We start from the raw sequence: 18,229 nt of genomic DNA on the forward strand, positions 1-18,229 counted from the left end.
CGGCGAATGGCCCTCGACATTTTGATTGTAGATGATGAACGCGATATCCGCGAATTGGTCGCCGGAGTGCTCGGCGATGAAGGGTATGATTGCCGCACCGCTGCTGACAGCACCAGTGCCCTCGCTGCAATTGACGAACGCCGACCCAGTCTCGTGCTGCTCGACGTGTGGCTCCACGGCAGCGAGATGGACGGGCTGGAAACGCTTGATGCGATCAAGCTGCGCGAACCCAATCTTCCGGTGATCATATTCTCTGGGCATGGCAATATCGACACCGCGGTTTCAGCAGTGGGCCGCGGCGCGATGGATTTCATCGAAAAGCCCTTTGAAGCCGAACGCTTGTTGTTGCTGGTCGAACGCGCGACCGAAACCGAGCGTTTGCGGCGTGAAAATACGCAATTGCGCGATTCAAGCTGGGGTAGCGCCGATTTCACCGGCAATTCGGCCGCGATCAATGCGGTGCGCGCCACCTTGAAACGAGTCGCCAACACCGGCAGCCGGGTGCTCATTTCCGGGCCAGCTGGGGCGGGCAAGGAAGTCGCGGCCCGGATGCTCCATGCCTGGAGCAATCGTTCACACAATGCCTTTGTCCTTGTAAATTCGGCGCGTATCACTCCCGAACGGTTTGAGCAGGAACTGTTTGGGGAGGAAGCAGACGGCAAACAGGTCCGGCCCGGCCTGCTCGAAATGGCTGATGGCGGCACGCTCTATCTCGATGAAGTCGCGGACATGCCGCTGTCCACGCAGGCGCGGATCTTACGGGTTTTGACCGAACAGAGCTTTGTGCGCGTCGGAGGTTCCCGTCAGATCGGTGTCGATGTCCGGGTGGTTTCATCCACCACCCGCGATCTGGCGGTGGAAATGGAGGAAAAGCGTTTCCGCGAGGACCTGTTCTATAGGCTCAACGTGGTGCCCGTCGCCATCCCGTCACTGGCAGACCGGCGCGATGACATTCCCGCGCTCGCGGAGCATTTTTTCACGCGCTATTCCAACGATCAGGGTATTGCGCCGCCGGAAATCTCACAGGAGGCGATGGCCGCGCTGCAAGCCTATGACTGGCCCGGCAACGTCCGCCAGCTTCGCAATGTGGTAGAGCGCACCATTATCATGACCCCGCGCGATCAGTTAACGTTGGTGGAAACAGGCATGTTGCCATCAGAGATCACCGGCGGGCGCCTCGCCGCTGCGGGGCAAGGGCTGTCGGATATGATGGGCGTGCCGCTGCGTGAGGCCCGCGAAAGCTTCGAACGAGAATATCTCACCATTCAGATCCGGCGCTTTTCTGGCAATATTTCAAAGACCGCGACCTTTATCGGGATGGAGCGGTCTGCTCTACATCGAAAGCTGAAATTGCTGGGCATGGCAGACCGGAAAGATTGATCGAAGTCGCGCGGCAAAAGAGCAGCTTCATCGCATGATAATAACTGGGGGATTGCCGCGAGGCCTTGCAAGCGGCATGTATAGACCCATCTGCGAAGGCGTGACCGCCTTTTGCGGACCTGCGGACCGTAAGGACGGCCGCCAAAAACAGGAGCATGAATATGTCCAGCGGGCGAACCCTCTCTCCGCGCCCTCGTCCAGCCAGCCCCGCCAGCGCGCCTCGCAGCGTGCAGGACAGTGGCGGCGGTGGGAACGCATCACGGCAAGGCAATCTGCAAGATGCATTTTTGAATCTGCTACGCAAGAACAAGACGCCGGTTACCATGTTCCTTGTAAAAGGCGTCAAACTTCAAGGAATTGTGACTTGGTTCGATAATTTTTCGATCCTGCTCAGGCGCGATGGCCAATCGCAGCTGGTTTACAAGCATGCGATTTCGACGATCATGCCCGGAGCTCCGGTCGATGCTGAACAATTCAACAATCGCGGCGGGAATAAGAAACAGCGGCAGCTGCAGGATGTGTTCCTGAGCCGGGTGAGCGATGCCGGTGTGCAAGTGACGATGTTCCTAGTGAACGGCGTGATGCTGCAAGGCCGGATCGCGGCCTATGACCTGTTCTGCATGCTGCTGGAACGCGACGGTGCAGTCCAGCTCGCCTACAAGCACGCGGTTTCAACCATTCAACCGGCAAGTCCAGTCGATCTGTCCGATGACGATGACGACGAAGATGATGATGCAGAAGACGATTTTGGGACTGACTTCTGAGTTTTGATGATGATCTGATGGGCGAGGTGACCCGCGGCGCGCGGGCCGTTGTCTTGTGCCCGGATATCAAACGGTTCACTTATGATCTTGATGCGCCGGACCGGTTGGCAGAGGCACAGGGATTGGCGCTCGCAATCGGGGTGGAGATTGCACATTCGGTGGTTCTTCCGGTGCGGCAAATGCAGCCAAACACGCTGTTCGGGTCGGGACAGGTCGAAAACATCGCCATCTGGTGTGAACAGTACGAATGCGAATTGGTAATCGTGGATGGCGCGCTGACGCCGATCCAGCAGCGCAACCTTGAAGACAGATTGAAACGCAAGGTAATTGACCGAACCGGGTTGATCCTTGAGATTTTCGGTGAACGCGCGGCCACCGCTGAGGGACGATTGCAGGTCGAGCTCGCGCATCTTGACTATCAGCAGAGCCGTCTCGTACGCAGTTGGACTCACCTTGAACGTCAGCGCGGGGGCTTCGGGTTCCTGGGCGGTCCAGGCGAAACCCAGATTGAAGCGGACCGCCGCATGATTCGTCAACGCATGAGCCGTCTGAGGCGTGAGTTGGAACAGGTGCGCAAGACGCGCGGACTGCACCGGGATCGGCGGGGCAGGGCACCTTGGCCGGTAATTGCGCTTGTCGGTTACACAAATGCCGGCAAATCGACATTGTTCAATCGCCTGACCGGCGCCGATGTCATGGCGGAGGATTTGCTGTTCGCAACACTTGATCCGACGATGCGCGCGATAAGCCTCCCAGGTGTCGAAAAAGCCATCCTTAGCGACACAGTGGGCTTTATTTCGGACCTGCCGACGCAGCTTGTGGCGGCGTTTCGCGCAACGCTGGAAGAAGTCACCGGGGCAGACATCATCTGTCATGTGCGCGATCTCGCTAATCCGGCGCATGCGGCGCAGAAAAAGCAGGTTCTTGCCGTGCTGTCAGCGCTTGGCGTGATCGATGGCGAAACCGGGGTCAGCAATATTCCGATTTTGGAAGTATGGAACAAATCGGACTTGCTTGACGAAGCGCGGATTGCCGAATTGCACGAAGCGGCGAAAGGGCAAGCAGCGGTGTTGGTCTCTGCACAAAGCGGCGCGGGGGTTGATTTGTTTGCGGACAAGATTGCCGACATGCTCACCACTTCTGCATGCGAAGTTACTGTGACTTTGCCCGTTTCAGATGGCCGTCGGATTGCATGGCTTCATGCACATGGAGAGGTCTTGAGTGATGATGCCGCTGGGGAAGGGGAGCAAGGTCCGCTGCGGTCGCTGACAGTGCGCCTCAACCCTAAGGAACTGGGTCAATATTCGAGCTTATAGCGCTGCTTGACTGACATTTTTCGGAATTCTTGATGCGCTGCCAATAGGATTCTTGTTCTTTGAGCGACAGTCGGGCAAAATCGTGTCCCTCGTCGGTTGCGAGGCGCTCCATCTGGCGAAAACGGCGCTCAAATTTGCTGTTCGCGGCCTTGAGCGCCTGCTCTGCGTCTACCCCGTATCGCCGGACTATGTTCACGGTGACAAACAACACGTCACCAGCCTCGATCAAGCGGTCGTCATCATTGGCCTCATCCAATTCGGCCAGTTCTTCGGCGAGCTTTTCCTTGGGTCCGCGCAAATCCTGCCATTCAAAGCCGACCCGCGCGGCGCGCTTTTGCAGCTTTTCTGAACGGAGCAATGCCGGGAGTGCCTTTGCTACCCCGTCCATAGCGCTGCTTGACCCTGCATTCTCACGCTCGGCTGCTTTAAGGTCTTCCCACCGGGCGGTGTCCATGGTGCCGCCTTCGTTGCCAAAAATGTGCGGGTGCCGGCTTTCCATCTTGTCACTGATCGACCGCGCCACATCGTCAAAGTCGAACAATCCAGCTTCTTCAGCCATGCGGGAGTGAAAGACGACCTGAAGCAACAAATCACCCAACTCAGATTTGAGGTCGGCCATATCGCCGCGTTCAATCGCGTCAGAGACTTCGTAGGCCTCTTCGATCGTATACGGCGCAATGGTTGAGAAGTTTTGCGCAAGATCCCATTCGCATCCGCGCTCCGGATCACGCAGTCGCTGCATGATAGTGAGCAGCCGTTCGATCGGCCGCGGATCGGGCGATAGGCGAGTGATTGTGGTCATCGGTTTCCGGCTTTGCTTATAGCGCTTAAGTTGGAATGATAATATATATTATGTTAAATGATTAGGCCGAGGAAGGAATTGCTCAAGTCGGCAGCCGCGCCCCCAACAGATCCGCAACGACGAACAATCCGGCAAAAATAGCAAGCCAGATCAAGCCGAGCTGAACAATCTTGCTCCAGCCAAGCCGAAAGCTAACAATTGCGCTGCCAGCCAGCACCAGCCAGCCAATCAAGGCAACCAGCGAAATCAGTGCACCTTCATTCATGCCGTGATCTCCAAACCATCATAGCCCACCGTGACGAAATCCGGCACTTCCTCCGCAAGCGAGCGATAATCCATGCTTTTATCGAGATGGCTTAGCACAAGCCGCTTTGCACCGACACGTTCGCCCAGCTCAATCGCCATCGACAAATGCGCATGGGTTGGATGTGGATCGCGGCGAAGACAATCGCTGACGAGGATATCGACGCCATGGAATAATTCGACCATCTCTTCAGAAATGGCGCTGAAATCCGTAGCATAAGCGATCGACTTGCCATCCGCTTCGAACCTGTATCCGGTCGTTTCGCCGCTGCCATGTTCCATCTGGCACCATTCGACGCCAAATCCCGCTACCATTCTCAAACGGTCGAGTGTGTCGATCGTGCAGATCGTCGGATAGCCCTCTTGCCCGGCAAAGACATAGCCGAAACGTTGGCGCAATCTCCGCACTGTTTCGGTTGAGCCATAGCCAGGTATTGGACCCGCGCGGCCATAGCGAAGCACGCGCAAATCATCGATTCCGTGACAGTGATCGGCGTGATCGTGGGTCCAGAACACACCATCGATCCGGCCAATCCGATTGGCCAGCAATTGCGCGCGGCAATCCGAGGACGTGTCAATAAGCAACCGCTTGCCCTCGTCGCTCTCAACCAAAATCGACACCCGCGTCCGGCGATTACGTGGTTCGGATGGATCGCAATCGCCCCAATCGCCAGCTCCGTCCTCGCCGCCGACACGGGGTACACCGGTCGAGGTGCCAGAACCGAGCATGATGAACTTCACAGTTTCGCCTTGTTAAACAGCCGGATAAAATTGGCAGTTGTCTGGTCTGCGAGGTGGCCAACCTCCTCACCGCGCAATTCCGCCATGAAACGCGCCGTGTCCGCCACATAGGAAGGTTCGCACACCTTGCCGCGATGCGGGACCGGCGCGAGAAACGGGCTATCGGTTTCGACCAACAAGCGCTCGCTCGGGATCGCCTTTGCTGCAGCTTGCAGTGCCTTTGCGTTCTTGAACGTCACGATCCCCGAAATTGAAATTGTCAGCCCCAGATCGAGCACTTTGCGCCCGAATTCGGCAGAGGCCGTAAAGCAATGGATCAACGCTGGAAACGCGCCCTGCTCCATTTCGTCGCGGAGTATTTCAAACGTGTCATCTTCGGCGTCGCGTGTGTGGATGATAACCGGCAATCCTGTCTCGCGCGCGACTCCAATGTGCATACGAAACAACCGCGCCTGCGTTTCGCGGTTTGAATGTTCGTAATAATAATCGAGGCCGGTTTCGCCGATCCCGATGACTTTAGGGTTTTCGGTCGCAGTCAGCAGCGCCGCTCTCCCTAGATCGGCATGCGCATCGGCTTCGTGCGGATGGATGCCGACGCTGGCGAATACATCGGGTTCGCGAATGGCAGTAGCGACGACCTGTTCCCATTCAGCCTGCTTGGTGGAGATATTGAGGAATGCCCCTACCCCGGCCTCCCGCGCACGGGACAGCACGCCAGGCTGATCTTCGACCAGGCCCTTATATTCCAGATGGCAATGGCTATCGATCAGCATCAATCGGTGCCCTCTGTGGCGTCGGGCAATTCAAGCCGGGGAAACAGCGGCATCGGCTTTTCGATCCGGTAATCGCTTTCGGCGAGCGGCGAATACCAATGTTCACGCACGCCTTGGTAGGTCCGGTTTTCGGGCGGGACACCCATCATGTCGAGCAGCTTTTGTGCGCTTTCTGGAATGACGGGCTGAATTGCAGCGGCAAGCTGCGCAATGCAGATATACAGCGTCGCCAGCACAGTTTCCATCCGTTCGGGGTCGCTTTTGCGCAATGCCCAGGGTGCCTCAGCATCGATATAGGCGTTGCAGGCAAACACCGCTTGGAGCCATATCTCAATGCCTTGCTGCAATGCCAAAGCCTCAAAAGCCGCCGGTATTTCCTGAGCCACAGCCCTGTCGACTGTCATAAACAGCGCGTTGTCGGCTTCGCTATGACCGCAGATCGCAGGCAGATACCCATCGAGGTTCTTGGCAATAAAGCCTAAGGTGCGCTGCGCAAGATTGCCAAAGGCATTGCCCAATTCGCCATTGGTTCGTTCAACAATGGCTTCGGGTGAATAGCTGCCATCTTTGCCAAAGGCGACTTCGCGCATCAGGAAATAGCGCAAGGGATCGACCCCGAACTGCTCCGCCAGCGCGACCGGATCGGTGACATTGCCAAGCGATTTGGATTCCTTTTGCCCGCGATTGAGCAGAAAGCCGTGGCCGAACACGGCCCTTGGCACCGGAAGCCGTGCGCTCATCAGAAAGGCGGGCCAATATACGGTGTGAAACCGCACGATATCCTTGCCAATCAGATGAAGGTCGGCAGGCCAGAAATCGGCCAATTCATGCGTTTCTTCAGGAAATCCCAGCCCCGTCAAATAGTTGGTGAGCGCGTCAACCCAGACATACATCACGTGATTCTCGCTACCCGGCACTTTAACGCCCCAATCAAAACTGGTGCGGCTGACAGACAGATCGCGCAGACCCTGTTCGACAAAGGCGATCATTTCGTTGCGGCGGCTTGCCGGTTCAAGAAAACCAGGGGTTTTCAGTAACTCAAGCAGCGGCTCTTGATATTTCGACAAGCGAAAAAACCAGCTCTCCTCCACCGTCCATTCTACCGGCGTGTCTTGGGGAGAAAGCTTTTGCCCGTCATCTCCCTGTTTCAGCTCGCTTTCGTCATAATAGGCTTCGTCACGGACCGAATACCACCCTTCGTAGCGATCAAGATAGAGATCGCCCGCCTCTTCCATCCGTCTCCACAGGGCCTGGCTGGCACGGTGATGATCGTCCTCGACTGTGCGGATAAACCGATCATAGGAAATGTTAAGTTTATCATCCATCTCACGGAAATAAGATGACATTTCATCAGCCAACTCGCGCGGTGTGCGGCCTTGCTCTTCGGCCTTGCGCGCCATTTTTAGCCCGTGTTCATCAGTGCCGGTCTGAAACCGCACGCGCCGTCCGCGCAATCGGTGAAAGCGGGCAATGACATCGGCCGCGATGCCTTCGTAAGCGTGCCCGATATGCGGTCGCCCGTTGGGATAGTTGATCGCAGTGGTGATATAAAACTGGGAAGTATCTGTTTCAGCCATGGGCGCGTTCGCTAGCCGGGGCAGCGCGCATGAGCAAGCTGCCGATTTCAAGCGTGAGCAGACCGGTGTCGAAATTGTAAGTCGGCGCCTGCGCTGCAAGTGCGACCAATTGCGCGTGGGCATCGATCAGCGCGGATCTCTGCGATGAATTCCCGGTCGATTTTGCATGATCGGCGACCATCGCCTGCGCCAAATCCATCACTGCCTGCAGCCGTTCCCTGTCAGCGCGCGGACCGATAAGGCGCACCAGATCTGCCCGTGCGTTAAAGTCAGCATCGCCGCGCAACAACAGACGTTCGATCAGCGCAGCAATGGGGGCCAACTCCATTTCGGCAAACCTTACCGCTGCGCCATAGGAGCCCTGTGCTGCGCGAATGGCCGGGGTCAGGTCGCCCCCCTGCCCGGCAGCCAGAAGCATGGCTTCAAGCTCAAGGTCCGATAGTTCAGGAAGCCGCAATATCCGGCAGCGCGATCGGATCGTTGGCAGCAACCGCGAAGGACGGTGGGTGACCAATATGAAAAATGTGCCAGCAGGAGGTTCTTCAAGGCTTTTCAGTAACTTATTGGCTGCGTGCGTGTTCATGTCATCCGCCGGGGTGATAATCACGACGCGGCGCTCGCCAAGCGTGGGCCGCGTTCTCAGTCGGGCTTGAACATGGCCAATATCGCGCTCCCTGATCTGCTTCGACAGCTCATAGGGGTTGCCGTTCTGCCGCTTCTTTTCTTCCTTGTCGTCCTTTGCGCTGTAGGTAACGATATGTATGTCGGGATGGGTTACGGGCTGAATATTGTTATTGGTCAGAGAGTTATCCTGAACCACCAACTCGCGTGCTGCGGCCAACGCAAAGTCCAGTTTACCAAGTCCGCGCTTACCCGCCAGCAACCAGCCGTGGTGCATCCGCTCGCCTGCCATAGCGGTGCGCCACTCGCGCCAAGCGGCATCGTGGTTGGGCCAGTCGGTCATTTGAGGCCGCCGTTTGCGGCAGCAAGCCATGGTTCAAGCGCTTCAAGAATACGTTCATGGACTTCAAAGGGCGTTCCCATGCCATCAACAATTCGGAAACCTTGCGGGTCGGCCCCGGCAAGTCTGCGAAAGCTTTGGGCAACCGCGCGGTGATAATCTGCGCTGCGACCACCGATGGCATCGCTAGCGCTGCCATCGCGGGCGCTTAGCCGCTCAGCCAATCGCGCTTCGTCGACTTCCAACAGAATCGTGCAATCGGGCCGCAGGCCGTCGCTGCCAAAATCGTGCAAGGCGCGGATCGCGGGATCGCCGAGCCCCCCTGCGCCGCCTTGATAGGCGCGACTTGAATCGACGAAGCGGTCGCACACCACCCATATGCCTTTTTCGAGCGTGGGCCGGATCAATCGGGCGACGTGATCAGCGCGTGCAGCGGCAAACAGCAGCGCCTCCGCCTCGGCAGTCCAGCCCTTTCCGGGTGGATGAAGCAGCAATTCGCGGATTGCCTCTGCGCCGGGTGTCCCGCCGGGTTCGCGTGAGACCACGACCTGTTTCCCGCGTGCTGTCAACGCCTCTGCCAGCAAACACACTTGAGTCGATTTTCCGACCCCTTCCCCGCCCTCAAGGGCAATAAAACAGCCCGTCCGCTCTGCCGCACTCATGTGACCCACCCGGCGAGCCCATTGAATATGCGCGTGAAAAACCCCGCCTCTTGCGAACCTCTGGCCGCCAATAACGGAGTCCGTGCCGGTTCCATTCCGGGGACTTCGACAACCAGCGTCGCAACCGCTTCACCCGCCGCAAATGGCGCGCGCAAAGGGCCATCATATTCGATCCGCATGTGCATTTCACCCGATCTGCCGCGCGGCACATTCACATAGACTGCGCGGTCGGTCTGCAGATCGGTGTTGCGCAGGCTGCCGCCCTGCACCCGTGCGCTGCCGACAACGTGGCCCGGGGCAAACAGCCGTCTTCGTTCAAATGCAGAAAACCCCCATTCGATATAAGCCCGCGCGGCGCGCGCCCGCGCGCTGCCGCTGTCCACTCCGGCAACGACCAGCACCAATCGCTGTCCGCCGCGCTGCGCCGTTCCCAGATAGTTAAAGCCCGCTTCGTTGGTGTATCCTGTCTTTATTCCGTCTGCCCCAATCGTCCGCCCAATCAGCGGGTCATGATTGGGCTGTTCGATATTGTTATAGCGAAAACCGGGCAGGCCGATGTAGCGCGCGAATTTTTCAGGGTGGCGGCGCACCAATGCTTCGGCCAATCGCACCAGATCGCGGGCGGTGGTAAACGTACGCCCTTCATCGGGCCAGCCGTTGGGTGTGCCAAAATGGCTGCCGGTCATGCCCAGCGCACGCGCGCGCAGGTTCATCCCGGCGGTCCAGCCAGCCACCGACCCCGCCTGTCCTTCCGCCAGCATGATCGCAGCATCATTGGCAGAAACATTCGCAATTCCCATCAGCAGATCATCAACCGGCACCCGGTCGCGGGCATTGACCCACATGGTTGAACCTTCGCCATGCCACGCGCGCCATGCTTCATCGCGCATGGTCATGACCTGAGCCGGGTCGAGGGTCCCTTCTTCGATCAGTTCAAAGGCGTGATACATCGTCATCACCTTTGTTACAGAAGCAGGCACAAATCGCCTATCGGGGGCACGCGCATGCAGCACCTGACCGCTGGTGATATCGACCAGCATGGCAATGGGAACCTCATCCGCCGATGGGATCGCTGGTGCGGGTTGGGCCGAAGCCCCCGCTGCGAATGCCGCTGCGCAAAAAAGCATCACCATCGCGGCAAGGCGTTGCAGGGCCATGGGTTGAATTGCTGAAATCACAGGCAAGCCTATACGCGGCGCTGCGCGATGATGCGAGACTGTCAGAGCGATTAGTTCACGATTTCGTCAGCCAGCAAACCCACGCTCATCGCATAATAATTGGAACAATTATATTCGAGTATGACCCGGTAATTGCCGGTCAACAGCCATGCCGGTTGTCCCGGACCATCGGGTTGAAACAGCGAGGTCAGCGTATCATCGGGCAAGGGCCGCTGCGGCTGAATCCCCAGCGCGCGCCATTCCGCGACCGTTTTCCATTGGCTGTGGCGTTCGTGGACGCGGGGACAGACTGGGGACACCAGTTTGGTCTTGTAAGCGTCCACATCGAAGCCGCCCGGCACGGCAGCGCGCACGCCCCATGGCTGACCTGTGCGCCACCCGGCATCGCGGAAGTAATTGGCGATCGAGGCGAATGTGTCGGCGCGGTTGGAAAAGATGTTGGCTCGCCCATCCCCGTCACCATCCGCCGCCAGCCGAAGATAGACCGATGGCAGGAACTGCGGATTGCCAAATGCACCAGCATAGCTGCCCACAAGTTCCCCGCGCGGAAAACCGCGATCTGCGACTTTCATCAGCGCGACCCATTCGCTGGCAAATAGCTCGCGGCGGCGCCCTTCCCATGCCAGCGTCGCCAGGCTGCGCGAAAGATCGAAATCACCGCGAATATTGCCATAACTGGTTTCATGCCCAAAAATCGCAACCACGATTTGCGGCGGGACGCCGAATGTCCGTTCCGCCGCGCGCAATTCGGCGCTGTGGGCGCGGTAAACGCTTCGCCCGCCAGCAATCCGCTGTGGATTGACATGGGTGCGGATATAAGGCGCGAGCGCCGGATAGCCGCGCGTCGTCGGGCTGCCGGGCTGCCCCTGATCCAGCCTGATCACCCGGTCATTGGGCGTGAGGCCGGCGGTCATGCGCTGCAAGGTCGCCTCGCTCACCCCTTCGGCGCGGGCACGGGCTTTTAGCAATTCCATATAGGCGTCGAAAGCGATCCCGTCGCGCGCGGCCGCTTGTGCCTGCGTTGCTGCGGGCATTGCCGCAGACCCGGCTATGGCAATGGTTGCAAATGCAAAAGCGGCGGAGAGGAGGCGTTTCAAGAGCATTGGGTGACTATCCATCAGATAGGCTGAATTGCAGATGAGCGGGCATAATCAGGGCTCAATCGCATGGCTGCGCATGAACTCATAGTCCTCGCGGCACGCATCAGCCGTTTTCCGATACTCTTCGCCGAGTTCTGGTAAGGGACCAGGCGGAGCGCCAAATCCGGTCGAGGCGTTGACCTTGTCATACCAATGAGCGCCCCAGATGCCGTCAGCTGGATGTGGGCCTCTCTCCCAATGCAACATCGCCGCATCCCAAGCGATCCCCAGCGCATTGCAGAGCGCCGAAAGCACGCCTTCGGGATTGGCCAGGACATCCGCGCTGTCGATCACTGGCGGTGCAGTGCCGATCCGATCAGCGACATGTTCAAAATAGGTCCGCTGCCGTGCAGTTCCCAGATGTTCCGGGCGTATCGCGGTCCGCTTGTTCGCATAACTTGCCGCGACACGAATTGGATCGCGGATCAGAAATGCATGTCGCATATCGGGAAAGTCCGCGATGGAAACCGGACCTTCCATATGATGCGACATGTGTTTTTGATACCAGATTGGAGCGCCGTTAGGTGTATCTCCGCACAAGGACTTTGCAACGCTTTGCCAGTTGCAATTCATTGCGTCGATGATCTGTTCCATCATCGGCTGCGGGTCACCGGTTTCCTTAAGGTAGGCGCCGTAAAAAGGCTCGTCGCTGACGAAGCAGTCGGCGCGGCTCGAAAATGCGCGCATCATCGCGGTCGATAGATTGCGAGGTCCGCTCCACATGGCGATGTGAACGCTCACGCCGCGGCGTCCCGGTCCATCAGATCGCGGTAAAGCCGTTGAAGCCGTTCAACCATCGGCCCGCGCGCTTGTGTCAGTTTGCGCCCATCGACCTCTGTCACCGGAACCACCCCCGCAAAGGTGCCGGTCACGAAAGCCTCATCAGCTCCGTAAACATCAGTGAGCGAAAAATTGCGCTCAAACACCGGAATGCCCGCTTCCCTGCATAACCGGATAACGTTGGCGCGGGTGATCCCGCCCAGACAGTAATCCCCGCTTGAGGTCCAGACCTCGCCTTTGCGCACGATGAAGAAGTGGGTGGAATTGCAGGTTGCGACAAAGCCGTGCGGGTCCAGCATCAGCGCCTCATCCGCACCCGCCTGAATCGCCTGAATGCAGGCGGTGATACAGTTCAGTTTCGAATGCGAGTTGAGTTTCTGATCCTGCACCGCCGGATCACCGCGCCGGACATGGACGGTGAACAACCGGATGCCGGCTTCGATGGTAGACGGCAGCGGTGCCTTGTATTCGGGGATGATGACAATCGTCGCGGGCGAGATCACCACGCGCGGGTCCTGATATGGGGTAGAGCGGATCCCGCGCGTTACCATTAGGCGAATGTGCACACCTTCAGAATCGCGCATGGTATTGCCGTCGATTGTTTCATAGAGCCGCGCGGTCAGTTCTCCGCGTGTCAGCCCGATATCCATCGCAATCGCCTTGGCCCCTTCGAACAGCCGGTCGAGATGGGCATCAAGGAATGCGATTCGTCCGCGGTGCACCCGCAGCCCTTCCCACACCCCGTCGCCCAGCATGAAACCGCTGTCGAACACCGAAACGCTCGCCTCGGCGCGCGGCACCATCGCACCATTGACGTTGATCAGGATCGCGTCGTTGCGCGGATCGGGGGTAAAATCATGCGTGCCTTTTGCCATCAGTGTTTCCTAAACGCTCATCGCATAGTGACAAGCGCGACAAGCATCGCTAGCGAGCCGTGCAGCGCGGACAGGTGGCAGAGCGGTTGAATGCACCGGTCTTGAAAACCGGCGTGGGTGCAAGCCCACCGTGGGTTCGAATCCCACCCTGTCCGCCACTTTGCTCATGCCCCTATTATGCTGTCGCGCTCACCAGCCACACTTTGCAGCCCAGCAGGATGCCCTGCCCCGGTTGATAGTGCCGTTCGAACAGGGAAAGCATATCGGCAGCGGCGCCGTTACGGATGGCTTCGGGCTGATCGGCGAGCACCCGACCGACACCCAACGAGGACAGCACGAATTGCACTGCCTCTTCGGGTGTAGTCCCCGCGCCGCCAATCGCCTGCTGGCCTTCGTAAGCCTCGACATCGACCATGCCGAACCCGCCAGAATCGAGCACTTCGCCAAGATAGCCCAGATCCTCGAACGCGAAGGGGCCGGGCGCGCGCGGATCTGCAGGGGGCACATCGACATGCGCGCGCACCACCCCCATCAGCTCCATCATCCAGGCATTGTCGCGCGGCGGACCCCAAATGGCCAGGTCGATCCGGGCACCCGGTCTAAGCATCGAATGTAGATTGGCAAAGGCGACGCGCGCTTCTTCAAAGAACATCGAACCAAAGCGTGAGAACAGCCGGTCGAACCCCGGCTCCTCCAGCGCGGCGGTGGCGGCATCGGCGCAGATGAAGCGCGCGCGGCTGCCCGCTGCCTTGGCGCGCTCCTGCGCCCGCTCAACCAGCATCGGGGCAATATCAAGCCCAAGCGCAGCACCCTCTGGCCCCACCTGCTCCGCGATAGAAAGCGTGGTCGCCCCGCCGCCGCAGCCCAGATCGAGCACCCTCTCACTCTGAGCATAGGCCGCGCGCGCCAACAGCGCATCACCAATCGGCGCGATCATGGCCTCGAACCGGTCAAGATTGGCGAGCCAGCGCTCACCCATTTCGCCCGACCAATCCTCTGTCTTGAGCGCTTCGCTTGCCTCGCCAGCCATCAGTAATGCAGCGCCCGGCCATAAGCATCGAGCACGCTTTCATGCATCATCTCGCTCAGCGTGGGATGCGGGAACACGGTTTGCATCAGCTCCGCCTCGGTTGTCTCCAGCACCTTGCCCACGGTGTAACCCTGGATCAGCTCGGTCACTTCCGCGCCGATCATATGTGCGCCCAGCAACTCGCCGGTCTTGGCGTCGAACACGGTCTTGATGAAGCCCTCGGCCTCGCCCAGCGCGATGGCCTTGCCATTACCGATGAAGGGGAAGTTGCCGACCTTGACCTCGTAACCCGCCTCTTTCGCCTTCGCTTCGGTCAGGCCGACGCTGGCGATCTGCGGGTGGCAATAGGTGCAGCCGGGAATGGCATTGCGGTCGAGCGGATGCGGGTGAACGTCCTTGTTTCCCAGTTCCTGCGCGATGGCCTCGGCGCAGGTCACACCTTCATGGCTCGCCTTATGCGCCAGCCACGGGCCAGGCGTGCAGTCGCCGATTGCCCACAGCCCCTTGCTCCTGGTGCGGCCATATGGGTCGATCTGGATGAAGCCGCGGTCCATCTCGGCCAGCTTGTCGATACCGATGTTCTCGGTGTTGGGGACGATCCCGATAGCAGTGATGACATGGGTGAACTCGGTGGTTTCAACCTTGCCCGCCCTGTCCTTGATCGTCGCGGCCACGCCCTTGTCGCCGATCTTCAATCCTTCGACCCCTGCGCCGGTCATGATCGTGATACCCTGCTTCTTGAGGCTCTTTTCGAGAAAGGCAGAGACATCCGCATCTTCGACCGGCACGACCCGGTCGAGCATCTCCACCACTGTCACATCGACGCCCATGTCGTTGTAGAAACTGGCGAACTCGATCCCGATCGCGCCGCTGCCGATGACCAGCAGTTTGCCCGGCATTTCAGTAGGCACCATGGCGTGGCGATAGGTCCACACACGCTTGCCATCGGCGGGAGCAAAGGGCAGGTCGCGCGCGCGCGCGCCGGTGGCGACAATGACGTGCTTGGCGGTGAGCTTCTCCTCGCCCTTGTCCCCCTTCACCGTTAGCGAAGTTGCGCCGGTCAGCGTGCCTTCGCCCATGTGGACGGTGATCTTGTTCTTCTTCATCAGGTGGCCGATGCCCTGATTGAGCTGTTTGGCGACCCCACGCGAGCGTTTGACGATGGCGTCCAGATCCGCCTCAATGCTGCCCGCCACCTTCAATCCGTAAGACGCCGCATGGTCCATATAGTGCTTGATCTCAGCCGAGCGCAGCAGCGCCTTGGTCGGGATGCAGCCCCAATTGAGGCAGATGCCGCCGAGGTTCTCGCGTTCGACAATTGCGGTTTTCAGCCCGAGCTGCGCGCAGCGAATCGCGGCGACATAGCCGCCCGGTCCCGAACCCAGCACCACTACATCGTAACTCACTGACATTGCTCTATTTCCCTCTGCTTACACCCGTTTGCTGACACACCTGACACACAGTCCAGAGCCGAAACAATCGCGGCCTCCGCTTGCCCAAATAAGCTGTTCCGATTTTGGCGGCGCGGGTTCAAGTCCATTCGCTCACCTTGGCATTTTACAGCCCTGTAGGACAGCCCCTAGACCGTCTGACCGGCAAGGCGGCGCGGCCGGTCATTTTCATCGAGCAGCACGAATTTGAAAGTCCCGCGCGAAACCGGCGTGGTCGCCTCGCCATTGCGTTCCCGCCCCACTCCTTCTGCCAGGATCGTCAGCGAGGTGTTGCCGGTGGCGATGACGTCGCAATAGACGCTGAGTTCATCGCCGACCTGCATTGCGCCGGGAAAGGTGAAGTCGGTCGCGTGGACCACCACCGCCTTGCCTTTGCCCACTCGGCTCGCCAGCGAGCCCGCGCCCAAAGCCATTTGCGCCATCAGCCACCCGCCGAACACCCCGCCATAGGGGTTGAGGTCGGTCGGCATGGCAGTGACGCGGATTTGCGGGGTGTGGTCAGTCAAAGCCCCTTTTCCCTCGCGGGAGAGGGGTTGGGGAGAGGGGGCAGGGCTGCGTCCATAATTTCCCGTGCGACACCATCGGGATTCCCGAGAATGTCATTGTTCCAGAACCGTAAAACGCGAAAGCCTTGCTCCGTCAGCCATTCGTCACGAACCGCATCATTACCGTTCTCAGCGTGCTGACCGCCATCAGCTTCAACAATCAACCGCGCGCCGAAACAGACAAAGTCGACGATGTATTCACCGATTTGTTCTTGGCGCTTGAACTTCATTCCAGCGAGGCGCCGACCGCGCAACATCGACCACAGCTTCGCCTCGGCATCAGTCGGTTCCAGCCGCATCCTCTTGGCGAGTGGCAAGAGATCATGCTTGCCCCCTCTCCTTCCCACCGCTGCGCGGCGGGCCCCTTCCTCTCCCGCAAGGGGAGAGGAGATGGACATTGGTTCAGCTCTCGCCGCTTGCCTGCTAGCCAAAGTTGGAGATTTCACACAACCAGACCCATCGGGTTCTCGATCAGATTGCGGAATTGATCGAGCAGTTTCGCCCCGTCCACCCCGTCAATCGCGCGGTGATCGAAGCTGCCGGTGGCGCTCATCACGGTTGCGACGGTCAATTCGCCGCCGACCACCCATGGCCGCTGTTCGCCTGCGCCCACCGCCAGGATCATGCCCTGCGGCGGGTTGATGACCGCGTCGAAGCTCTTGGTGCCGAACATGCCGAGGTTGGAGAGCGACACGGTGCCGCCTTGATATTCGTGCGGTTGCAATTTGCCCTCGCGCGCCTTGCCCGCGAGCTCTTTCATCTCGGTTGAGATTTCGGCAAGGCCCTTGCGCCCGGCGTCGCGGATGATTGGGGTGATCAGCCCGCTCGGCGCGGCCACCGCCACCGACACGTCGACGCGGCTGTATTGGTGCATCACGTCGCCCTGAAACGACACATTGCATTGCGGTTCGCGTTGCAGCGCGCGGGCCAGCGCTTTGATAATAAGATCGTTGACCGACAGTTTGACCCCGTCCGGTTCCAGACTATCGTTAAGCTGTTTGCGCAGCGCCAGCAGCGGATCGAGCCGCACATCGACGGTAAGGTAGATATGCGGCACGGTCTGCTTCGCCTCGGTCAGGCGGCGCGCGATGACCTTGCGGACATTGTTGAGTTTTTGCGCTTCGAACGGCGCGTCATATTTATTGGCTGGAGCAGCGGGCGCGCTGGGTGCCGGACTTGGTGCCGAAGCGGACTGCGCCGGGCTTTGCGTGGCGGCGGCGGCAGGCGCGCTGGCGGGGTCGAAATTCTCCACATCGGTCTTGACGATCCGCCCGCCGGGGCCGCTGCCTGTTACAGCGGCCAGGTCGATGCCCTTTTGCTCGGCGATCCGTTTTGCCAGCGGCGAAGCGACAATCCGGCCCCCCGCGCCCGATGCTGTGGGTGCCGGTGTTGGGGCGGGTGCCGATGTAGGTGCGGCGCTGCCCCCGCCCGCTGCGATGGCGGATTCGACATCACCCTTGGTAATCTTGCCCCCCGGCCCGGTGCCTTCGACCTTTGCAAGGTCGATGCCGCTGGTCTCGGCAAGCCTGCGCGCGGTCGGACTGGCGGCGGGGCCGTCGCTGGAGGCGGGTGCGGGTGCGGGTGATGGCGAGGGTGTTGGCGGGGGTTCTGGGGATGCTTCCGGCTTGGCATCGCCCGCAGGCGCGCTGACATCGCCGATGTCTTCGCCTTCCTCCGCCAGCATCGCAATCACCGTGCCCACAGCGACATTCTCGCTGCCCTCTTCGATCACAATCGCGGCAATCGTCCCTTCATCGACCGCCTCGAACTCCATCGTCGCCTTGTCGGTTTCGATCTCGGCCATGATGTCGCCCGACTGGACCGTGTCGCCAACCTTCACCAGCCACTTCGCCAGCGTGCCTTCTTCCATCGTTGGTGAAAGCGCGGGCATCTTGATTTCGATTGCCATGACCTGCTTGAGACTCCCGAGATTCTGCAAAATTGCGGTGCTG

19 protein-coding genes and 1 tRNA gene are annotated in these 18,229 nt (G+C 59.5%); 4 read left to right on the plus strand and 16 right to left on the minus strand.

Annotated features, from left to right (window positions below; all coding sequences use genetic code 11):
* Nucleotides 1-6: 6 nt before the first annotated feature.
* From ACM64M_RS08900 to hflX, 3 genes are all read left to right on the plus strand, one after another.
* A complete protein-coding gene (locus ACM64M_RS08900; RefSeq protein WP_416228329.1) occupies nucleotides 7-1,380 on the plus strand; it encodes a sigma-54-dependent transcriptional regulator in 1,374 nt (457 codons plus the stop codon).
* A 161-nt stretch (nucleotides 1,381-1,541) separates the two neighbouring features.
* The gene (gene hfq / locus ACM64M_RS08905) at nucleotides 1,542-2,144 is read left to right on the plus strand and encodes an RNA chaperone Hfq (protein ID WP_416228330.1); all 603 of its coding nucleotides are present in this window, start codon (nucleotides 1,542-1,544) and stop codon (nucleotides 2,142-2,144) included.
* A 17-nt stretch (nucleotides 2,145-2,161) separates the two neighbouring features.
* Nucleotides 2,162-3,460: a GTPase HflX gene (hflX, locus tag ACM64M_RS08910; RefSeq protein WP_416228331.1), complete on the plus strand. Its 1,299-nt coding sequence runs from the start codon at nucleotides 2,162-2,164 to the stop codon at nucleotides 3,458-3,460.
* Here hflX and mazG read toward each other — a convergent pair.
* From mazG to ACM64M_RS08965, 11 genes are all read right to left on the minus strand, one after another.
* Nucleotides 3,429-4,262, minus strand: a complete 834-nt coding sequence (mazG, locus tag ACM64M_RS08915) for a nucleoside triphosphate pyrophosphohydrolase (RefSeq protein ID WP_416228332.1) — start codon at nucleotides 4,260-4,262, stop codon at nucleotides 3,429-3,431. The genes hflX and mazG overlap by 32 nt on opposite strands.
* Before the next feature lie 82 nt (nucleotides 4,263-4,344).
* The gene (locus ACM64M_RS08920) at nucleotides 4,345-4,527 is read right to left on the minus strand and encodes a hypothetical protein (RefSeq protein WP_416228333.1); all 183 of its coding nucleotides are present in this window, start codon (nucleotides 4,525-4,527) and stop codon (nucleotides 4,345-4,347) included.
* Nucleotides 4,524-5,306, minus strand: coding sequence for an MBL fold metallo-hydrolase (locus ACM64M_RS08925; RefSeq protein ID WP_416228334.1), 783 nt, complete (start codon nucleotides 5,304-5,306; stop codon nucleotides 4,524-4,526). Before ACM64M_RS08925 ends, ACM64M_RS08920 begins: the two co-directional genes overlap by 4 nt.
* Nucleotides 5,303-6,079 (minus strand): TatD family hydrolase, encoded by a 777-nt coding sequence (locus ACM64M_RS08930; protein ID WP_416228335.1) that lies wholly within the window; start codon nucleotides 6,077-6,079, stop codon nucleotides 5,303-5,305. Before ACM64M_RS08930 ends, ACM64M_RS08925 begins: the two co-directional genes overlap by 4 nt.
* Nucleotides 6,079-7,656, minus strand: coding sequence for a methionine--tRNA ligase (gene metG / locus ACM64M_RS08935; RefSeq protein WP_416228336.1), 1,578 nt, complete (start codon nucleotides 7,654-7,656; stop codon nucleotides 6,079-6,081). The genes ACM64M_RS08930 and metG overlap by 1 nt, the downstream gene beginning before the upstream one ends.
* Complete coding sequence (locus ACM64M_RS08940; RefSeq protein ID WP_416228337.1) at nucleotides 7,649-8,620, minus strand: DNA polymerase III subunit delta'; 972 nt, start codon at nucleotides 8,618-8,620, stop codon at nucleotides 7,649-7,651. The genes metG and ACM64M_RS08940 overlap by 8 nt, the downstream gene beginning before the upstream one ends.
* Complete coding sequence (gene tmk, locus ACM64M_RS08945) at nucleotides 8,617-9,279, minus strand: dTMP kinase (protein ID WP_416228338.1); 663 nt, start codon at nucleotides 9,277-9,279, stop codon at nucleotides 8,617-8,619. Before tmk ends, ACM64M_RS08940 begins: the two co-directional genes overlap by 4 nt.
* On the minus strand, nucleotides 9,276-10,436 hold the full coding sequence (locus tag ACM64M_RS08950; RefSeq protein WP_416228339.1) for a D-alanyl-D-alanine carboxypeptidase family protein: 1,161 nt from the start codon (nucleotides 10,434-10,436) through the stop codon (nucleotides 9,276-9,278). The genes tmk and ACM64M_RS08950 overlap by 4 nt, the downstream gene beginning before the upstream one ends.
* 71 nt (nucleotides 10,437-10,507) lie before the next feature.
* Complete coding sequence (locus ACM64M_RS08955) at nucleotides 10,508-11,560, minus strand: lytic murein transglycosylase (protein ID WP_416228340.1); 1,053 nt, start codon at nucleotides 11,558-11,560, stop codon at nucleotides 10,508-10,510.
* A gap of 48 nt (nucleotides 11,561-11,608) precedes the next feature.
* Nucleotides 11,609-12,337: an HAD family hydrolase gene (locus ACM64M_RS08960; RefSeq protein ID WP_416228341.1), complete on the minus strand. Its 729-nt coding sequence runs from the start codon at nucleotides 12,335-12,337 to the stop codon at nucleotides 11,609-11,611.
* Nucleotides 12,334-13,251 (minus strand): aminotransferase class IV, encoded by a 918-nt coding sequence (locus ACM64M_RS08965; protein ID WP_416228342.1) that lies wholly within the window; start codon nucleotides 13,249-13,251, stop codon nucleotides 12,334-12,336. The genes ACM64M_RS08960 and ACM64M_RS08965 overlap by 4 nt, the downstream gene beginning before the upstream one ends.
* Nucleotides 13,252-13,319: 68 nt before the next feature.
* Here ACM64M_RS08965 and ACM64M_RS08970 point away from each other — a divergent pair.
* Nucleotides 13,320-13,409: transfer RNA gene (locus tag ACM64M_RS08970), tRNA-Ser, on the plus strand.
* Nucleotides 13,410-13,426: 17 nt separating this feature from the next.
* Here ACM64M_RS08970 and ACM64M_RS08975 read toward each other — a convergent pair.
* The 5 genes from ACM64M_RS08975 to ACM64M_RS08995 all read right to left on the minus strand — a co-directional run bounded on the left by ACM64M_RS08975 (nucleotide 13,427) and on the right by ACM64M_RS08995 (nucleotide 18,186).
* Nucleotides 13,427-14,281, minus strand: a complete 855-nt coding sequence (locus ACM64M_RS08975) for a class I SAM-dependent methyltransferase (protein WP_416228343.1) — start codon at nucleotides 14,279-14,281, stop codon at nucleotides 13,427-13,429.
* Entirely contained in the window at nucleotides 14,281-15,693 is a 1,413-nt protein-coding gene (gene lpdA, locus ACM64M_RS08980; RefSeq protein ID WP_416228344.1) for a dihydrolipoyl dehydrogenase, read from the minus strand. The genes ACM64M_RS08975 and lpdA overlap by 1 nt, the downstream gene beginning before the upstream one ends.
* 167 nt (nucleotides 15,694-15,860) lie before the next feature.
* Nucleotides 15,861-16,202: an acyl-CoA thioesterase gene (locus ACM64M_RS08985; protein ID WP_416228402.1), complete on the minus strand. Its 342-nt coding sequence runs from the start codon at nucleotides 16,200-16,202 to the stop codon at nucleotides 15,861-15,863.
* 32 nt (nucleotides 16,203-16,234) lie between these two features.
* On the minus strand, nucleotides 16,235-16,576 hold the full coding sequence (locus ACM64M_RS08990; RefSeq protein WP_416228345.1) for an endonuclease domain-containing protein: 342 nt from the start codon (nucleotides 16,574-16,576) through the stop codon (nucleotides 16,235-16,237).
* A gap of 143 nt (nucleotides 16,577-16,719) precedes the next feature.
* On the minus strand, nucleotides 16,720-18,186 hold the full coding sequence (locus tag ACM64M_RS08995) for a 2-oxo acid dehydrogenase subunit E2 (protein ID WP_416228346.1): 1,467 nt from the start codon (nucleotides 18,184-18,186) through the stop codon (nucleotides 16,720-16,722).
* Nucleotides 18,187-18,229 lie beyond the last annotated feature (43 nt).

The sequence above is a fragment of the Qipengyuania sp. ASV99 genome (genome assembly GCF_047872805.1).
Lineage (GTDB): Bacteria > Pseudomonadota > Alphaproteobacteria > Sphingomonadales > Sphingomonadaceae > Erythrobacter.